At 72.6% G+C, this 18,486-nt stretch carries 16 protein-coding genes; 9 read left to right on the forward strand and 7 right to left on the reverse strand.

All coding sequences use genetic code 11. The features are described from left to right. Window positions 1-42 precede the first annotated feature (42 nt). The 6 genes from QC283_RS22530 (at window position 43) to QC283_RS22555 (ending at window position 7,265) form a co-directional block, all read left to right on the forward strand. Window positions 43-807 carry an IclR family transcriptional regulator gene (locus QC283_RS22530; RefSeq protein ID WP_279563435.1) on the forward strand — a complete coding sequence of 255 codons (765 nt, stop codon included), beginning with the start codon at window positions 43-45 and terminating at the stop codon, window positions 805-807. A 388-nt stretch (window positions 808-1,195) separates the two neighbouring features. Then, window positions 1,196-1,990 carry an MIP/aquaporin family protein gene (locus tag QC283_RS22535; RefSeq protein ID WP_279563436.1) on the forward strand — a complete coding sequence of 265 codons (795 nt, stop codon included), beginning with the start codon at window positions 1,196-1,198 and terminating at the stop codon, window positions 1,988-1,990. A gap of 85 nt (window positions 1,991-2,075) precedes the next feature. Beyond that, window positions 2,076-3,614: a glycerol kinase GlpK gene (gene glpK / locus QC283_RS22540; RefSeq protein WP_279563437.1), complete on the forward strand. Its 1,539-nt coding sequence runs from the start codon at window positions 2,076-2,078 to the stop codon at window positions 3,612-3,614. A gap of 8 nt (window positions 3,615-3,622) precedes the next feature. Continuing rightward, a complete protein-coding gene (locus tag QC283_RS22545; protein ID WP_279563438.1) occupies window positions 3,623-5,239 on the forward strand; it encodes a glycerol-3-phosphate dehydrogenase/oxidase in 1,617 nt (538 codons plus the stop codon). Window positions 5,240-5,389: 150 nt separating this feature from the next. Continuing rightward, complete coding sequence (locus QC283_RS22550; RefSeq protein ID WP_279563439.1) at window positions 5,390-6,061, forward strand: FadR/GntR family transcriptional regulator; 672 nt, start codon at window positions 5,390-5,392, stop codon at window positions 6,059-6,061. 184 nt (window positions 6,062-6,245) lie between these two features. Then, the gene (locus QC283_RS22555) at window positions 6,246-7,265 is read left to right on the forward strand and encodes a PAC2 family protein (protein ID WP_279563440.1); all 1,020 of its coding nucleotides are present in this window, start codon (window positions 6,246-6,248) and stop codon (window positions 7,263-7,265) included. 76 nt (window positions 7,266-7,341) lie between these two features. Here the strand turns inward: QC283_RS22555 and mshC are convergent, their stop codons facing one another. The 4 genes from mshC to QC283_RS22575 form a co-directional block, all read right to left on the reverse strand. Beyond that, window positions 7,342-8,571 (reverse strand): cysteine--1-D-myo-inosityl 2-amino-2-deoxy-alpha-D-glucopyranoside ligase, encoded by a 1,230-nt coding sequence (gene mshC, locus QC283_RS22560; protein WP_279563441.1) that lies wholly within the window; start codon window positions 8,569-8,571, stop codon window positions 7,342-7,344. A gap of 133 nt (window positions 8,572-8,704) precedes the next feature. After that, window positions 8,705-9,535 (reverse strand): SCO1664 family protein, encoded by an 831-nt coding sequence (locus QC283_RS22565; protein WP_279563442.1) that lies wholly within the window; start codon window positions 9,533-9,535, stop codon window positions 8,705-8,707. Further along, on the reverse strand, window positions 9,499-10,089 hold the full coding sequence (locus tag QC283_RS22570) for a DUF3090 domain-containing protein (RefSeq protein WP_279563443.1): 591 nt from the start codon (window positions 10,087-10,089) through the stop codon (window positions 9,499-9,501). Before QC283_RS22570 ends, QC283_RS22565 begins: the two co-directional genes overlap by 37 nt. Window positions 10,090-10,177: 88 nt before the next feature. Next, the gene (locus QC283_RS22575) at window positions 10,178-10,864 is read right to left on the reverse strand and encodes a histidine phosphatase family protein (protein WP_279563444.1); all 687 of its coding nucleotides are present in this window, start codon (window positions 10,862-10,864) and stop codon (window positions 10,178-10,180) included. A gap of 61 nt (window positions 10,865-10,925) precedes the next feature. Between QC283_RS22575 and corA the strand changes: the two genes are divergently transcribed. Then, a complete protein-coding gene (gene corA, locus QC283_RS22580) occupies window positions 10,926-11,921 on the forward strand; it encodes a magnesium/cobalt transporter CorA (protein ID WP_279563445.1) in 996 nt (331 codons plus the stop codon). A 54-nt stretch (window positions 11,922-11,975) separates the two neighbouring features. Here the strand turns inward: corA and QC283_RS22585 are convergent, their stop codons facing one another. Both QC283_RS22585 and QC283_RS22590 read right to left on the reverse strand, forming a co-directional pair. After that, window positions 11,976-12,764, reverse strand: coding sequence for a ferritin-like domain-containing protein (locus QC283_RS22585; RefSeq protein ID WP_279563446.1), 789 nt, complete (start codon window positions 12,762-12,764; stop codon window positions 11,976-11,978). A gap of 246 nt (window positions 12,765-13,010) precedes the next feature. Then, on the reverse strand, window positions 13,011-14,066 hold the full coding sequence (locus QC283_RS22590) for an LLM class F420-dependent oxidoreductase (RefSeq protein ID WP_279563447.1): 1,056 nt from the start codon (window positions 14,064-14,066) through the stop codon (window positions 13,011-13,013). Window positions 14,067-14,178: 112 nt separating this feature from the next. Between QC283_RS22590 and QC283_RS22595 the strand changes: the two genes are divergently transcribed. Continuing rightward, complete coding sequence (locus tag QC283_RS22595) at window positions 14,179-15,165, forward strand: aldo/keto reductase (protein WP_279563448.1); 987 nt, start codon at window positions 14,179-14,181, stop codon at window positions 15,163-15,165. Next, window positions 15,162-17,579: a helix-hairpin-helix domain-containing protein gene (locus QC283_RS22600; protein WP_279563449.1), complete on the forward strand. Its 2,418-nt coding sequence runs from the start codon at window positions 15,162-15,164 to the stop codon at window positions 17,577-17,579. Before QC283_RS22595 ends, QC283_RS22600 begins: the two co-directional genes overlap by 4 nt. Before the next feature lie 117 nt (window positions 17,580-17,696). Here QC283_RS22600 and QC283_RS22605 read toward each other — a convergent pair whose 3' ends face one another. Beyond that, window positions 17,697-18,458, reverse strand: a complete 762-nt coding sequence (locus QC283_RS22605) for a hypothetical protein (protein ID WP_279563450.1) — start codon at window positions 18,456-18,458, stop codon at window positions 17,697-17,699. Window positions 18,459-18,486 lie beyond the last annotated feature (28 nt).

An 18,486-nucleotide genomic window follows, 5' to 3' on the forward strand; every position in this document is an offset into this window, starting at 1 on the left:
ACGCCGAGGTCGGCAGTCGAAGGGGACGGAGGCAGTACGTCGATGGCACGGAACATCCAGTCGCTCGAACGGGCGGCCGCGATGCTGCGCCTGCTCGCGGGCGGCGAGCGGCGGCTCGGCCTGTCGGACATCGCCTCGTCGCTGGGCCTGGCCAAAGGCACCGCCCACGGCATCCTGCGCACCCTCCAGCACGAGGGCTTCGTCGAGCAGGACGACGCCTCCGGGCGCTACCAGCTGGGCGCCGAGCTGCTGCGCCTGGGCACGACGTACCTCGACGTGCACGAGCTGCGGGCGCGCGCCCTGGTGTGGACGGACGACCTGGCCCGGTCGAGCGGTGAGAGCGTCCACCTCGGCGTTCTGCACCAGCAGGGCGTCCTGATCGTGCACCACGTCTTCCGGCCCGACGACAGCCGGCAGGTGCTGGAGATCGGGGCCATGCAGCCGCTGCACTCCACGGCGCTGGGCAAGGTGCTGTCGGCGTACGACCCGGTCGCGCACAGCGAGGCGCTGGAGGCCGAGCGCAGGGCGTACACGGACCGGACCGTCTGCGAGCCGGACGGGTTCGAGCACATCCTGGACATCACGCGCGCGCGTGGCTACGCGGCCGACGTCGAGGAGACCTGGGAGGGCATCGCGTCCATCGCGGCCCCCATCCACGACCGCAGGCGCATGCCGGTCGGCGCGGTCGGCATCACCGGGGCCGTGGAACGGCTGGGCCGGGACGGCGAGCTGCGGCCCGAGCTGGTCGCGGCGGTACGGGACTGCGCCCGCGCGGTGTCGCGGGACCTGGGCGCCGGGCGGTTCTAGCCGGCCGGCCGACCGGCCGGGGCCCGCGGAAACGGTGCGGGACAACAGTGCGGGACAACAGTGCGGGACAACGAAGGCCGGAACGCCGAACGCGTTCCGGCCTTCGGCGTTCCCGGCGGGGCACACCTCACCCAAGAGCACGCCCCCAAGATCGATAGTCCGACACGATCAATAACGATCGTGTTTTCGATAACAGGGCTCTTGACGCCTACGTGACGTCAGGACGAGACTCGCGTCCATCGGTCGGCATTGTCGAACACCTACCGGCAATACGCGTTAGAGTGTGACAACGCCAAGGGCCGCCATCGCTCTCACACCGAGGGCGCCGGAACACCCGGAGGGACCCGGGGGTTCGGCTTTCCCTGGACGAAGGACAAAGGAGTCGCGGGTGTCCAGCTCCGACATCTTCATCGGCGAGACCATCGGTACCGCCATACTCATCCTGCTCGGCGGCGGCGTCTGTGCCGCCGTGACGCTCAAGGCCTCCAAGGCCCGCAACGCCGGCTGGCTCGCCATCGCCTTCGGCTGGGGCTTCGCCGTCATGACGGGGGCGTACATCTCGGGCCCGCTGTCCGGCGCCCACCTCAACCCGGCCGTGACGGTCGGCATCGCGATCAAGGACGGCGAGTGGGGCAACGTCCCCACCTACTTCGCCGGTCAGATCCTCGGCGCCATGATCGGCGCGGTCCTGGTCTGGATCGCCTACTACGGCCACTTCCAGGCCCACCTGACCGACCCGGAGATCGTCGGCGCGCCTGGCACGCGGGACACCCCGGCCAAGGCCGTCGAGGCCCAGGAGAAGGGCGCCGGCCCGGTGCTGGGCGTCTTCTCCACCGGGCCCGAGATCCGGAACGTGGTGCAGAACCTCGCCACCGAGATCATCGGCACCTTCGTCCTGTTGCTCGCCATCCTCACCCAGGGCCTGAACGACGAGGGCAACGGCCTCGGCACCCTGGGCGCCCTGATCACCGCGTTCGTGGTGGTCTCGATCGGCCTCTCCCTCGGTGGCCCGACCGGCTACGCGATCAACCCGGTCCGCGACCTCGGGCCGCGCATCGTGCACGCCCTGCTGCCCCTGCCCAACAAGGGCGGCTCCGACTGGTCCTACGCCTGGGTCCCGGTCGTCGGTCCGCTGATCGGCGGCGCGATCGCCGGAGGTGTCTACAACGTCGCGTTCGCCTGAGCGGGCATCCGCTCGGCCATCATCGAGCCGCAGCACACGCGCCGTACGCACCGACCACCACACCACGGAAACCCAGGAGCACACCGTGACCGACGCTCACACCGCAGGCCCCTTCATCGCCGCCATCGACCAGGGCACGACCTCCTCGCGCTGCATCGTCTTCGACCGCGACGGGCGCATCGTCTCCGTCGACCAGAAGGAGCACGAGCAGATCTTCCCCAAGCCGGGCTGGGTCGAGCACGACGCCACCGAGATCTGGACCAACGTCCAGGAGGTCGTCGCCTCCGCGGTCGAGAAGGCCGGCATCACCCGCGACGACATCAAGGCCATCGGCATCACCAACCAGCGCGAGACCACCCTCGTCTGGGACAAGAACACCGGTGAGCCCGTCCACAACGCCATCGTCTGGCAGGACACCCGCACCGACGCCCTCTGCCGGGAGCTGGGCCGCAACGTCGGCCAGGACCGCTTCCGCCGCGAGACCGGCCTTCCCCTCGCCTCCTACTTCGCCGGCCCCAAGGCCCGCTGGCTGCTCGACAACGTCGACGGTCTGCGCGAGCGCGCCGAGGCGGGCGACCTGCTCTTCGGCACCATGGACACCTGGGTCATCTGGAACCTGACCGGCGGGGTGAACGGCGGCAAGCACGTCACCGACGTCACCAACGCCTCCCGCACCATGCTGATGAACCTGCACACCATGCAGTGGGACGAGAAGATCGCCGAGTCCATCGGCGTGCCGACGCGGATGCTCCCCGAGATCCGCTCCTCCGCCGAGGTCTACGGCGAGATCACGGGCGGCCGCCTCGGCGAACTGCTCGGCGGCATCCCGGTCGCCTCCGCGCTCGGCGACCAGCAGGCGGCCCTGTTCGGCCAGACCTGCTTCTCCGAGGGCGAGACCAAGTCGACGTACGGCACCGGCACCTTCATGCTGATGAACACCGGCGACAAGATCATCAACTCGTACAGCGGCCTGGTGACCACCGTGGGCTACCAGATCGGCGACAAGAAGCCGGTCTACGCCCTGGAGGGCTCGATCGCCGTCACCGGTTCGCTGGTGCAGTGGATGCGCGACCAGATGGGCCTGATCTCCACCGCCGCCGAGATCGAGACCCTGGCGATGCAGGTCGAGGACAACGGCGGCGCCTACTTCGTACCGGCCTTCTCCGGCCTGTTCGCCCCGTACTGGCGCTCCGACGCCCGCGGTGTGATCGCCGGCCTCACCCGGTACGTCACCAAGGCGCACCTCGCGCGCGCCGTACTGGAGGCCACTGCCTGGCAGACGCGGGAGATCGCGGACGCCATGACGAAGGACTCCGGTGTGGAGTTGACCGCCCTCAAGGTCGACGGCGGCATGACCTCCAACAACCTGCTGATGCAGACCCTCGCCGACTTCGTGGACGCCCCCGTGGTGCGCCCGATGGTCGCCGAGACCACCTGCCTCGGCGCCGCCTACGCCGCCGGTCTCGCCGTCGGCTTCTGGAACAGCACCGACGACCTGCGCGCCAACTGGCGTCGGGCCGCCGAGTGGACCCCCCGCATGGACGCGGACATCCGCGACCGTGAGTACAAGAGCTGGCTCAAGGCCGTCGAGCGGACCATGGGCTGGCTCGAGGACGAGGAGTAAGAACCGCAATGACCACTCAGTCCACCCTGCAGTCCGTGCCTGCCCTGGGGACGCACCCGGCCTCCGGCTCGAACCCGAGCCGGGCCGAGACCCGGGAGCAGCTCTCCAAGGCGTCGTACGACCTTCTCGTGATCGGCGGCGGCATCCTGGGCATCTCCACCGCCTGGCACGCCGCGCAGTCCGGCCTCAGGGTGGCCGTGGTCGACGCCGGCGACTTCGCCGGTGCCACCTCCTCCGCCTCCTCCAAGCTGCTCCACGGCGGTCTGCGCTACCTGCAGACCGGCGCGGTGAAGCTGGTGGCGGAGAACCACTTCGAGCGCCGTGCGGTCTCCCGCCAGGTGGCCCCCCACCTGGCGAACCCGCTCACCTTCTACCTCCCCGTGTACAAGGGCGGGCCGCACGGCGCGGCGAAGCTCGGCGCCGGTGTCTTCGCGTACTCGGCGCTGTCCGCCTTCGGCGACGGAGTCGGCCACCTGCTCTCGCCGGCCAAGGCCGCGCAGGACGTGCCGGAGCTGCGCACCGACAACCTCAAGGCCGTGGCCGTGTACGGCGACGACCAGATGAACGACGCCCGCATGGCGCTGATGACCGTCCGCGCGGCGGTCGATTCGGGCGCGGTGGTCCTCAACCACGCCGAGGTCACCGGCCTGCGCTTCACCAAGGGCCGGGTGACCGGCGCCGAGCTGAAGGACCGGCTGAGCGGCGACGAGTTCGGCGTCAGCGCCCGCCTGGTGCTCAACGCCACCGGCCCCTGGGTCGACCACCTGCGCCGTATGGAGGACCCGAAGGCGGCCCCCTCCATCCGGCTCTCCAAGGGCGCGCACCTGGTGCTCAAGCGCACCGCGCCCTGGAAGGCGGCGCTGGCCACCCCGATCGACAAGTACCGGATCACCTTCGCCCTCCCCTGGGAGGACATGCTGCTGCTCGGCACGACCGACGAGGAGTTCGAGGGCGACCCGGCGGACGTCGCGGTCAACGACAAGGACATAGCCCAGATCCTCGACGAGGCCGCGTTCTCCATCCGCGACCAGCAGCTCGACCGGGACCTGATCACGTACTCCTTCGCGGGTCTGCGCGTGCTGCCGGGCGGTCCCGGTGACACCGCGAAGGCCAAGCGCGAGACGGTCGTCAGCGAGGGCCGGGGAGGCATGCTGTCCGTCGCGGGCGGCAAGTGGACCACCTTCCGCCACATCGGCCGCACCGTCATGCAGAAGCTGGAGGCGCTGCCGGGCCACCCGCTGGGCGACGACTTCGAGCCGATCGCCTCGCTGCCGAAGAAGCTGCCGCTGCCCGGCGTCGCCAACCCGCGCGCGGTGGCCCACCGGCTGCTGGTGGACGGCCCGGCACCCGGCCCGCGCATGGCGGCGGACACCGCACGGCACCTGGCCACCCACTACGGCTCGCTGGCCTTCGACATCGCCCGCCTGGCCAACGACAACCCGGAACTGGCCGAGCGGGTGCACCCCGACGCCCCGGAGATCTGGGCGCAGGTCGTGTGGGCCCGGGACAACGAGTGGGCCGAGACGCAGGACGACGTGCTGCGCCGGCGGACGACGCTGACGATCCGCGGCCTGGCCACGGACGACGTCCGCGCCAAGGTCCAGGACCTGCTCGACAAGAAGTAGGACCCGGCCACCCGCCGGGTGGGGGCGGCGGCTCGCGCCGATGGAGCCGCCGCCCCCACGCGCGTGCGCCTCGCCGGCCGCGCCGACCCCCATAATGTCGTAAGACATCGGATGTCTGAGGGGCATCTTCGAAGCACAGGGAGGTCGGCCGTGGCGGTCACCGACGAGGCCATCGAGAAGATCAAGGACATGATCGTCTCAGGCGCGCTGCGGCCCGGCGACCGGCTGCCCAAGGAGAGCGAGCTCGCCGCCGGCCTCGGGCTGTCCCGCAACTCCCTGCGCGAGGCCGTACGCGCCCTGTCCCTGATCCGGATCCTGGACGTGCGGCAGGGCGACGGCACCTACGTCACCAGCCTGGATCCGCAGCTCCTGCTGGAGGCCATCGGCTTCGTCGTCGACTTCCACCGCGACGACACGGTGCTGGAGTTCCTCGCCGTGCGCCGCATCCTGGAGCCGGCGGCGACCGCGATGGCGGCCTCCCGGATCAGTGAGCGGGAACTGGACGCGCTCGGTGCGCGGTTGGACGTCCTCGGCACCGAACCGTCGGTGGAGGAGCTGGTCGCCTCCGATCTCGAGTTCCACCGGGGCATCGTGGGGGCCTCGGGCAACTCGGTGCTCTGCTCCCTCCTCGACGGTCTGTCCGGCCCCACCACCCGGGCCCGTGTCTGGCGCGGACTCACCCAGGAGGACGCGGTCGGCCGCACCCTGCGCGAGCACCGGGCGATCCTCGCCGCACTGCGCGACCGGGACGCGGAGGCGGCGCGCTCCTGGGCGACGGTGCACATCGCCTCCGTGGAGCAGTGGCTTCGCTCCACCCTCTGATCCGACTCCCATCCGGCTCCCCTCCGGCTCCGGCCCGGCTCGATCCGGTGGTGGCGGCGGGTGTCCGGCCGCCGGGAACGGGGCAGTGATGCGTTCACTCCCCCGTGCGAGGGGGCTGCGGGCGGCCCCTCGGCACGCCGTAAGGTTGGGGGGTACGCGAGGGCACGTCGGAAGGAGGCGCTGGGTGATCGAGCTCGAGGGGGTTCCCGAGCTGGTCGACCCGGTCATGGTGGCCGCGTTCGAGGGCTGGAACGACGCCGGCGACGCCGCCTCCACCGCGGTCGCGCATCTCGACAGGGAGTGGAAGGGCGAGGTGTTCGCGGCGCTCGACGCCGAGGACTACTACGACTTCCAGGTCAACCGTCCCACGGTGTTCGTGGAGGCGGGCGTCCGCAAGATCACGTGGCCGACGACGAGACTGTCGGTGATCCGGGTCGGCGGCGACAAACCGCGTGACCTGGTGCTGGTCCGCGGTATCGAGCCGTCCATGCGCTGGCGCTCGTTCTGCAACGAGCTGCTCGGCTTCGCCCACGAGCTGGGCGTCGAGCTGGTGGTCGTCCTGGGCGCCCTGCTGGGCGACACCCCCCACACCCGTCCGGTCCCGGTCAGCGGGACCACGTCGGACGCCGACCTGGCCCGGCGCATGGACCTGGAGGAGACCAGGTACGAGGGGCCCACGGGCATCGTCGGCATCCTCCAGGAGGCGTGCACGCACGCGGGCGTACCGGCCGTGTCGCTGTGGGCGGCGGTGCCGCACTACGTGTCGCAGCCACCGAACCCGAAGGCCACGCTGGCCCTGCTGAACCGGCTCGAGGACCTCATCGGCGTGCGCATCCCGCTGGGCGAGCTGCCCGAGGACGCGCGGGCCTGGCAGGTGGGTGTGGACCAGCTGGCCGCCGAGGACAGCGAGGTCGCCGAGTACGTCCAGTCGCTGGAGGAGGCCCGGGACACCGCGGAGCTGCCGGAGGCGTCGGGCGAGGCGATCGCCCGCGAGTTCGAGCGGTATCTGCGGCGCAGGGACGGCTCCGGTCCCGGCGGTACGGGCGGACCGGGTGGCCACGCCACGGCTGACGGCACGGACGGCGCGCCGGGGACGCCGGGGACGCCGCATCTGCGGGACAGCCCCGGCGGCCGGTCCCGTCCGCCGAGGCCTCCGAGGCCGCCGAAGGCGAGTGGGGACGACGAGGAGTCGTCGGAGGACTGAGCCGACGGGACAGGGGCCGCTTCCCGCCGGGAAGCGGCCCCTGTCCGCGTGGTTCGCCTGTTGGTGGTTCGCCTGCTTACAGTGCTACGCCCAGCAGCGCGTCGACCGCGCGGGAGACGACGCCGGGGGCGCCGATGTCCGTACCGCCGCTCTCCTGCTGGAGCGCGGCCCAGCGGTCGACGGCCTCGAGCGCGGCCGGGGAGTCCAGGTCGTTCGCGAGGGCCTCGCGAATCTCCTCGACGAGCGCCTCGGCGGACGGGCCGTCGGGCCGGGAGACGGCCGCGCGCCAGCGCTCCAGCCGGGCGAGGGCGTCCTGGAGCACCTGGTCGGTCCACTCCCAGTCGGAGCGGTAGTGGTGGGCGAGCAGCGTGAGCCGGATGGCGGCCGGGTCGACGCCCTCGCCGCGCAGCTTCGAGACGAAGACCAGGTTGCCCTTGGACTTGGACATCTTCTCGCCGTCGAGACCGACCATGCCGGCGTGGACGTACGCCTTGGCCATGGGGAACTCGCCGGTGAGCGCCTGGGCGTGCGAGGCGCCCATCTCGTGGTGCGGGAAGGCGAGGTCGCTGCCGCCGCCCTGGACGTCGAAGCCCATGCCGAGGTGGTCGAGGGCGATGGCCACGCACTCGATGTGCCAACCGGGGCGTCCGCGGCCGAGGGAGCCGCCGTCCCAGCTGGGCTCGCCCTCCCGGGCCGCCATCCACAGCATCGGGTCGAGCGGGTTCTTCTTGCCCGGCCGGTCCGGGTCGCCGCCCCGCTCGGCGGAGAGCAGCCGCATGGCGGCGGCGTCGAGGTGGGACACGCCGCCGAAGTGGGGGTCGGACTCCACGGAGAAGTAGATGTCGCCTTCGAGCTCGTACGCCGCGCCCCCGTCCCGCAGGCGCTCGACGAGCGGGACGATGCCGGGTATGGCCTCCACGGCGCCTATGTAGTGCCGCGGCGGCAGCATCCGCAGCGCCGTCATGTCCTCGCGGAAGAGGGCGGTCTCCTTCTCGGCGAGGGCGGTCCAGTCGACGCCGTCGCGCACGGCCCGCTCCAGCAGCGGGTCGTCCACGTCGGTGACGTTCTGGACGTAGTGAACCTGCCGCTTGGTGTCGAGCCACACGCGCTGCACGAGGTCGAACGCGTTGTAGGTCGCCGCGTGTCCCATGTGGGTGGCGTCGTACGGCGTGATGCCGCAGACATAGATGCGGGCGACGGGACCGGGGTCGAGAGTGACCAGGCCTCCGGTCGCGGTGTCGTGGATCCTCAGGTCGCGGCCCTGACCAGGCAGGGCGGGGACCTCGGAAGCGGGCCAGGCATGCATGTCATGAGCCTAACCGGACGGATGTTCCGTACACGAACCGGACCGGTCCGGATGGCCGGTAAGGCGCTCTTGCGTCACACCGCCCGCTGTGCGGGGACACCGGCCGTCGTGCTTGTCGAGCGACACCGGGTGGCTACACCGGCGGCCAGGGGATGGCCGGCCACTCGCCGCTCGGTTCGGGGTGCTTGCCGGCGGCCAGCAACGCCTCCACACGCCCGCGGGTGGCGTCGAGCTCCGCCGGGGTGATGAGCGGGCCGAGCCGGACCGCCAGGGGCCCGTCGTCCGTCAGGGCCTGCCTGAGGGCGTCGAGCACCGCCAGGGCCTCCCCGGTGAGGGGATCGCCCGCCCAGCCCCACAGCAGGGTCCTCAGCTTGTTCTCGGCGTGGAAGGTCACCCCGTGGTCGATGCCGTACAGCCGCTCATCGGCCGAGGGCAGCAGATGGCCGCCCTTGCGGTCGGCGTTGTTGATCACGGCGTCCAGGACGGCGAGCCGGCGCAGCCGCTCGTCGTCGGCGTGCACGAGCAGCGCGGTGCGGCCCTCGCCGACCTCGGCGAAGACGACCGCCTTCCAGCCGGGGCCGGGCTCCTCGTCCTCCACCAGGGCGAGCAGTTCCGTCTCCGGCACCGTCTCGATCCACAGCTGGCACATGCCCTCGCCGTACGGCCCGTCGCGCAGCACGGTGGGCGGCACGAGGCCCCAGCCGGTCGCCTCGGAGACCTCGTAGGCGGCGACCTCGCGCCGGGCGAGGTCGCCGTCGGGGAAGTCCCACAGGGGCCGCTCCCCGGCGACCGGCTTGTAGACGCAGGCGGCCTCGCGCCCCTCGTGCGTCACCGTGCAGTACAGCGCCGCGTTGGAGGCGTCGCGGATGCGTCCGCGTACGGTCAGCTCGCCCAGCGCGAGCAATTCGGCGGCCGCCACGTCGGTGGTCACGCTCCGCGGCGGTATCCGTTCTGGCGCGGACATACGTGTCCTTCCGGGTCGAGCGGGAGGCTGCACAGCGGGCACGGCGGCCGCCCGGCGTTGACTACGTCGAGGGCGCGTTTGGCGAAGGCCCTGGCCTGCGCGCCGGTGAGCCGGACCCGCAGCATCGGGGGGCCGTTCTCCTCGTCCTGGAGCAGCCGCTCCTCGGCCTCCGCCAGGTCCTCCTCGGACTCGGCGTCCAGCTCCACGAGTGCCTGCGCCTCGACGATCATGCGCTGGTCGTCGCCGTCCCAGGCCAGCGCCATGGTGCCGACCCTGAACTCTTCCTCGACGGGGGCGTCCAGCGGGGCGGTGTCGGCGGGCTCGGTGGGAGCCATGGCGGGGACGACGGTGCTGCCGCCGCTGCGCCGTACGACCTCGTCGAGGAGTTCGTCCATGCGCTCGGCGAGGGCGGCGACCTGGGTCTTCTCCAGGGCCACGCTGGTCACCCGGGAGCCTGCGGTGGCCTGGAGGAAGAACGTACGGCGCCCGGGCAGCCCGACCGTACCGGCCACGAAACGTTCCGGTTGGTCGTAGAGGAACACCTGACGGGACACGTCCTGTCTCCATGGAAGTCGGGGGAAGCGGGGAAAGCGGGAATGCGGGGGCACTGCTGCGACCGCCTCACCCTACTGCGGCCGACGATCACGGTGCGCCCGCACCACCACCGACCGGGGCCTGGTCGCCCGGGGGTTCCTCGTGGGGGGCGAGGGAGGCGAAGTCGCCGGTGTCGCCGAGGCGGACGAGGAACGGGCGCAGCCGGGTGTAGCGGATCGCGGTGACGGAGCAGGGCTCGACGGAGATCCGCTGGAAGAGGTCGAGATGCAGGCCGAGGGCCTCCGCGACGAGGGACTTGATGATGTCGCCGTGGGAGCACATCAGGTAGACGGCGTCGGGGCCGTGGTCGCGCTCCACGCGCGCGTTCCACTCGCGTACCGCCTCGGCGGCGCGGGTCTGCATCGCGCGCATCGACTCGCCGCCGGGGAACGCCGCGGCGGAGGGGTGCGCCTGGACCACCTCCATCAGCGGCTCGTCCGCCAGCTCGGCGAGCTTGCGGCCGGACCAGTCGCCGTAGTGGCACTCCCCGATCCGTTCGTCGGTGTGCGCCTTCAGCTCGGGCCGGGCGTCGAGCAGGGGGCGGATCGTCTCCTGGCAGCGCTGCAGCGGGCTGGTGACGACCTCGGAGAACGGCAGGGCGGCGAGCCGGCCGGGCAGCGCGGCGGCCTGTGCGGCCCCGCGTTCGTCGAGGGCGACGCCGGGCGTCCAGCCGGCGAGCAGCCCCTCGGTGTTGGCGGTGGAACGTCCGTGCCTGACCAGGATCAGCGTGGGCATGCGCACAGGGTAGGCATACGGCGCGGTGCGCGGGCACCGGGGTGAGGGGAGAATGCGTTCGGTGATCGTCGACTGTGCCATCTACCGGGACGGGCGCCGCACGGACGGGCCCGAGGACCTCTCCGACGCGCTCGGCGAGGCCCGGACCGCGGGCGCCTTCGTCTGGATCGGGCTCCACGAGCCGACGGAGGAGGAGTTCGACCTGGTCACCGAGGAGTTCGGGCTGCATCCACTGGCGGTGGAGGACGCGCTCAAGGCCCACCAGCGGCCCAAGCTGGAGGTGTACGAGGACTCGCTCTTCGCCGTCCTCAAGCCGGTGGTGTACGAGCCGGAGAGCGACGCCGTCTCGACCGGCGAGCTCATGATCTTTTTGGGTGACGCGTTCGTGGTGGTCGTCCGGCACGGCGGGGGCGCCCCGCTGAAGGCCGTACGGCAGCGTCTGGAGCACGAGCCCGAACTGCTCGGCAAGGGGCCCACCGCGGTGCTGTACGCGATAGCGGACGCCGCCGTCGACCACTACCTGGAGGTGGCGGTCGAGCTGCAGAACGACCTGGAGGAGCTGGAGGCGGAGGTCTTCTCGCCGGACGGTGGCGGCTCCCGGCACACCGCGTCGCGGATCTACACGTTCAAGCGGCAGGTCCTGGAGTTCCGCCGGGCGACGGGTCCGCTGGCGCCGCCGCTGGCCCGGCTGGCCGGGGCGGGGGCGTTCGGCGCCGGCGTGCCGTTCGTGGACGACCGGGCGCGGCCGTTCTTCCGCGATGTGAGCGACCACCTCACGCGCGTGAACGAGTCGGTCGAGGCCCTGGACCGGCTGGTCTCCGACATCCTTTCGGCCCATCTGGCGCAGACCGGCGTCCGGCAGAACGACGACATGCGGAAGATCTCCGCGTGGGCGGCCATGGCGGCGGTCCCCACGATGCTCGCGGGCGTCTACGGCATGAACTTCGACCACATGCCGGAACTGCACTGGGAGTGGGGCTACCCGGCGGTGATCGTGGTGATGGCCGCTCTGGAGGTGCTGTTGTTCCGGCTGTTCAAGCGCCGGGGCTGGCTGTAGGGCCGCAGGCCGCGTAAGGGGCGGGCCGCGGAGTCGCGGAAGGGCCCGGCGCCGTCAGGCGACCTCGGGGGCCGCGGCGGCGGGTCCGCCCAGCGCGTCGCGCCGTTCCGGTGTCCGCAGGGTCACCATGCGGTGCCGGCCGGCCAGTCGCTCGTAGGCGTACATCGCGTGGATGCCCGCCGCGAGCAGCGCCGACCTGGCGCGCGACCAGCCGAGGAGGCGCCCCATGCGGGCCATCACCGCGAGGCTGACGTCCCGGTGGACGCGGATCTCGGCGAGCGCGCACTCGCGCAGCGTCCGCCGGATGTACCGGCCGTGCCCGGCCGCGGCGTAGCGCAGCAGCTCCTCGTGGGTGTAGGCGAGGTGGTTGTCCTCGTCGGCCGAGATCATCCGGACGGCACGGCCCAGGTCCGGGTGGTCCGCGAAGTACTTGAGGAGCATCGCCATCTGTTCGGCCGCGCGCTGCTCGGTGACCCTGCTGTGCGCGAGGTAGGTGATGATGTCCCGCACCGTCAGGGGCTGGTCCGCCTTGAGTTTCTCGTGGGAGAGGCCGATGCCGCGCCGCTCCAGGAGCATGGTGTAGTCGGTCTCGGGGGGCACCTCCACAGGGTCGAGACCGCGTTTCTTCAGCAGGGCGTAAAAAATCCGTCCGTGCTTGTCCTCGTCCGCGCCGTGCCGGGTGATCTTGGGCGCGAGGGCGCGCTCGCTCTCCGGCACCAGCGCCGCGATGCGCGCGTTCTCCCAGCCGCCCTGCGACTCGCCGCCGGCCGCGATGGAGCAGAAGAGACGGAACGACTCGTCGTTGTCGAGGATCTCCTGGAACAGACTCTTGGCCGAAAGCATCGCTGGCACCTCTCTGCCGCCGCGGCACTTCGCCGGCTCCGCGGGCTTCGCGAAGTACGAGTCAAGTGCGGGAGAGGGGACTCGGCAACAGGTGCGGCGGCCGACTCAGCCAGAAGAAGGACGCGCGGGGACACGAGAAGGCGTAACCCCTCACGCGCGGGAGCGTTGTTCTCCGTGACGGCCGTGGCGGGGAAGACCCCCGAGCCCCCACCACGGCCGCGAGAACCTACCGGCACCCCTGACCTCCTAGGCCAGTCCGGCGCGCTCCAGGGCCTCGGTGCCGGCGCGGAGCGCGGCGATCCGCTCGTCGAGCGTGAAGCCGGCGGGGGCGAGCGTCAGCGTGGTGACACCGGCGGCGGCGTAGGCCTTCATCCGGTCCGCGATGCGGTCGACGGAGCCGAGCAGCGTCGTCCGGTCGATCAGGTCGTGCGGTACGGCGGCGCCGGCGCCCTGCTTGTCGCCGGACAGGTACTTGTCCTGGATCTCGGCGGCCTCCGCCTCGTACCCCATGCGCTGGGCCAGCTGGTTGTAGAAGTTCTGCTTGCGGCTGCCCATGCCGCCGACGTAGAGCGCGGTGTACGGGCGGAAGGTGTCGGCGAGCGTCGTGACGTCCTTGTCGTCGCCGAGGGCCAGCGGCAGGGTCGGGCAGACGTCGAAGCCGTCGAGGGTCTTCCCGGCCTTCTCGCGCCCGGCGCGCAGGTGCCGGATCGCGGTGTCCTCCAGGTGGTCGGCGGACGGGAAGATGAGCAGGGCGCCGTCGGCGATCTCACCGGTCTGTTCGAGGTTCTTCGGGCCGATCGCCGCGACGTAGAGCGGGATGTGCTCGCGCTGCGGGTGCACGGTCAGCTTGATCGGCTTGCCGGGGCCGCCGGGCAGCGGCAGCGTCCAGTGCTGTCCCTCGTACGACAGCCGCTCCCGGGTCATCGCCTTGCGCACGATCTCGACGTACTCGCGGGTGCGGGCGAGCGGCTTGTCGAACTTGACGCCGTACCAGCCCTCGGAGACCTGCGGGCCGGAGACACCGAGGCCGAGGCGGAAACGGCCCTTGGAGAGGGAGTCCAGCGTGGCGGCCGTCATCGCGGTCATCGCGGGCTGGCGGGCCGGGATCTGGAAGATGGCCGAACCCACGTCGATGCGCTCGGTCTGGGCGGCGACCCAGGTGAGCACGGTGGCCGCGTCGGAGCCGTAGGCCTCGGCGGCCCAGCACACGGCGTAGCCGAGCCGGTCGGCCTCCTGGGCCACGGCCAGGTTGTCCGCGTCCATTCCGGCACCCCAGTAGCCGAGGTTGATCCCGAGCTGCATGGCCGATTCCCCTTACTGATCAGTAACGTCTTTGGTGCCCCGACCTTAGCGTGGGAATTCGGTTGTCCACAGGCCCCCACAGCGCAAGCCGTGGCCAGTAATGTCGGCGTTCATGGAGCAGAGGCATCTCGGCCGCACCGGCCTGCGCGTGTCCCGCATCGGTCTCGGCACCCTGACCTGGGGCCGGGACACGGACGAGCACGACGCCGCGGACCTCTTGAAGACCTTCTGGGAAGCGGGCGGGACCCTCGTCGACACCGCGGACGTGTACGGCGACGGGGAGTCCGAGTACCTGCTCGGGCGGCTCATGGAGGGCCTGGTGCCGCGCCGGGACCTGGTGATCTCGACGAAGGCCGGCAGCGTGCCGGATCCCGACCGCCGCTTCGACGGTTCGCGTGCCCATCTGCTCTCCGCCCTGGACGCCTCGCTGGCCCGCCTCGGCACGGACCACGTCGACGTGTGGCACCTGCACGCCTTCGACCCGCACACGCCGCTGGAGGAGACCCTGCACGCCCTCGACGTGGCGGTGAGCAGCGGCCGTACCCGGTACGCGGGTGCCTCCAACTTCTGCGGCTGGCAACTGGCCAAGGCCGCGACCTGGCAGCTGGCGGCGCCGGGTGTACGGAACCGGCTGGCGAGCACGCAGATGGAGTACTCGCTGCTCCAGCGCGGCATCGAGCGCGAGGTGCTGCCGGCCGCCCTCGACCTGGGGATCGGCCTGCTGCCCTCCTCGCCGCTGGGGCGCGGCGTCCTCACCGGCAAGTACCGGGGGGAGGCGACGCCGTCGGACTCGCGCGGCGCCTCGGAGCATCTGGCCCCGTTCGTCGCGCCCTACCTCGACGAGACGGCCGGCCACATCGTGGACGCGGTGGCGACGGCGGCGGACGGCCTCGCGGTGACCCCGCTCCAGGTGGCGCTGGCCTGGGTCCGCGACCGGCCCGGCGTGGTCGCCCCGATCGTCGGCGCGCGCAACGCGCGGCAGCTCACGGCGGCGTTGTCAGTGGAGACCCTTAGTCTTCCTGACGAGATCTGCCGGGCTCTCGACGACGTGTCGGCGCCCGTGCACCGCTATCCCGATCACGACTGGAGCACGCTGTGAGCACGGAGCCCGAGCCCGCCTCTGAGGACACCGCGGACGCCGTGGACACCGGTCCGAAGACCCCGGGCACCGGGAACGGGGCCGAGCCGGACACCGCCGGAGGCGAGGCACCGGCCGACGGCCGGGCTCCCGGGACCGAGGCTGCCGACGTCGGGACCGGCACCGAGGAGGCCGGGCAGCCGGCCGGCGACAGCGCCGACGGCGACGGTGCGGCGGCGCAGGTGTCCGAGGCCGAGGCCGAGCTGGCCGCTCAGCGGCTTGTGCGGGAGCGGATCGAGCGGCGGAAGGCCGAGAAGCAGGCACCGATCGGCGCCGGGGCCAAGCTCAGCGGCACGGCGGCCGATCTGCTCGCCGCCGTGCGGGCCGTGGAGAGCGGCGAGAAGCCCGCGGCCACGGTATTCGGTGACCCCACCCCCGCGCCCCGCCGCCCCGCCCCGGAGCCGGTACGACAGCCGCAGCCGGTGCCGGCCGGGACGGGCGCCGGGCCCGCGGGCCCCGCACCGGAGACCGTCGAGGCCGTGCGGCGGGTACTGACCGAGGGCGGCGCCCCCGAGGCGCTCGCCGGCCAGGCCGCCGCGCTCCTCGGCGAGGGCGCCCAGGAGGCGCTGCGGACGGACCCGTGGCAGCTGCTCCGCGTCGGCGGTGTACGGCCGGAGCAGGCCGACGGGTTCGCCCGGGCACTGCTCGGCGCGGCGTGCGGCCCGGACGACGAGCGCCGTGGCCGTGCGATCACGGTGTGGCTGCTGGAGCAGGCGGCCCTGGCTGGTCACACGGCCCTGGAGCTGTCGCGGCTCACGGCCACGCTGGCCCAGCGGGGCGTCCCGGACCCCGACGCCGCCGTGCAGAGCACGCTCGCCGAGGGCGATGCGCTGGCCTTCCAGGACGCGCTGGAGGACACCGGCGTCCGCCCGGACAACACGCCGAACGCGCCGGACGCGTCGGGCGGGACGCAGGGTGCGCAGGGCACGGACGAGGGTGAGGGCGAGGAGCGCCCGGTCCGGGTCCTGGTCGGGCTGGAGCGGTACGCGCTCGCCGAGGAGAGCCTCGCCGACGGTCTGGCCCGGCTGGTCGGCTCGGCACCGAAGCAGGACGGTTCGGCGGCGGACTGGGAGCAGGCCGCCGTCGGCGCGCAAGGTGCCGCCGCCGACCTGATCCGCGCCGTCGCGGGCCACGGACTGGTCCTGCACACCGGCGGGGAGAGCGCCCTGGCCGAACCGGCGGCCCTGCTGCACGCCGCGCACGCCCTTGGCCTGCGCGCCTGGGCCGCCGCGCCCGGGCCCCTCGGCCGCGACCGCTTCGCCGCCCTGCTGGGCGACCCGTCGTCCGGGACACGCCCACCGGCATCCACGGCCCCGGACTCCCCCGCCCCGGACTCCCCCGCCCCGGACTCCCCCGCCCCGGACGACCCCGTACGGGTCTCCACCACACCGGACGGGGCCGTACCGGCGGGCCCCGCCGCCGTCGTCGTCACCTTGGCCGGGCTGCTGACCGGGGCCGAGGGGCCGGGCCGGGACGCGGACGGTGCGCTGGACCTCGATCTGCTCGTCGTGCTCGACGCGCCGCAGCTGGACGTCGAGTCGGGCGCCCTGCTGGCGGAGTCGCTGCCGGACGGGGCACGGCTGGTGCTCGCGGGGGATCCGGCGGTGTTGTGGTCCGTGGGCCCCGGGCGGGTCTTCGCGGATCTGCTGGCGGCGCGGGTCTGCCCGCAGATCGCCTCGCGGCGTCCGGACCCCGGCCCGCTCGGCGAACTGGTCTCCGGCATCGGCATCGGCGAGCTGGGCCAGGTGGAGGCGCCCGGCAAGGAGGTCGTGATCGTGCCGGTGCGGGACGCGGGCGAGGCCGTGCACCGCACCGTCCAGCTCGTCGCGGACTCGGTGCCACGCGCGATCGGGGTCCCCGCCGAGGAGACCCAGGTGATCACCACGGGCCACGGCGGCGCCGCGGGCACCCGGGTGCTCAACGCGGCACTGAAGGAGCGGCTGAACCCGGGCCCCGGCCGCTTCGGCGGCTTCGACCCCGGCGACCGTGTCGTCCACTCCCCCGCGCCGGGCCGTACGCTGCCGGGCCGGGTGGTGAAGGCCGACGCCGACGGGCTGCACCTGTCGTGCGCGGGCGAGGCCGTCGTCGTACCGAAGGAGCGCGTGGAGCAGTCCGTACGCCACGGTTGGGCACTGACCGCGCACCAGGCGGTGGGCGGCCGGTGGCCCGCGGTGGTGGTGGTCCTGCCCGGCGATGCCGCGCAGACCCTCAGCCGCCCGTGGGTCTACACGGCGTTCGGCCGGGCCGCGCGCCATCTGTCCGTGGTGCACGGCGTGGAGCAGGCGCTGCCCCGTGCCGTGGCCGAGACCCCGGCGAAGCCACGCACGACCCGGTTGCCGGTGCTGCTGGCGCCGCAGGTCCCCGTGGCCGACTGACTCGGGTCTCCCCCGTCGCCCGCCGCGGGCACCCCGGGCGACGGCGGCGGTGGTGGTCACGGGGGCCGTCCCCGTGACCACCACCGCCGTCCTGCTACCGGTCCCTGCTCCCGCCGCTCAGCGATTGGCCTCCGGCCGCACCGGCTCACCGTCCTCGTCCCGGTCGTCGTCCTCGTCCAGATCCGTGTCGAGGTCTGCCTCCAGCTCCTCCAGTCCCTCCACGTCACCGACGCCGGCCTCGTCGTCGTCCTCGTCGTCCTCGAGGCCGTCGTCGAACTCGTCGTCGAACACGGCGCTGACGTCGAAGCGGCAGACCACCCGTTGCGGATCGGCTTGTTCGAAGGGGGCCTCCAACCACTCGCCGGGTTCGGCGGCCTCGTCCGCGGCCGTCACCCAGAGCGTGGAGTCGCCCTCCTCCAGGCCGAACTCCTTGTGCCGGGAAGCGATCTCGTCGGCCTCGAACTCGCCGAACAGGAGGCCGAGCGCCCCGTGAACCGTGCCGGAGGCCTCGACGCCCGCCCCCTCGTCGTCCGCCGCCTCGACCCGCCGGGCCTGGGCCATCAATCGCTGCGGCTCGGCCACGGCGTAGTCACGGCGGATCAGGACGCTCAGCGCGTTGGGTTCATCGGGGCCCGTGTACGGCGGCAGCGAGTCGTCCGCGCCGGGGATCTCGAAGGGAGTGACCTCGTCGTAACGGTCGTAGAGCAGTTCGTCGTACGCCTCCGCGGCCGCGGCCAGCTGGTTGAACGCGTCGTAGACGGCCGGGTCGTCCTCCCCCGACCGGCGTTCGACCGCGGCCAGGTGGCGGTCGAGCGCGGTCTTGACCGCCTCGGCGGCGGCGCGTACCTCGGCAGCGGTGGGCTGCGCAGCATCAGACATAGTGCAGACGCTATCCGTACCGGGCCCC

This window comes from Streptomyces sp. DH41 (assembly GCF_029813785.1).
Taxonomy (GTDB): Bacteria; Actinomycetota; Actinomycetes; order Streptomycetales; family Streptomycetaceae; genus Streptomyces.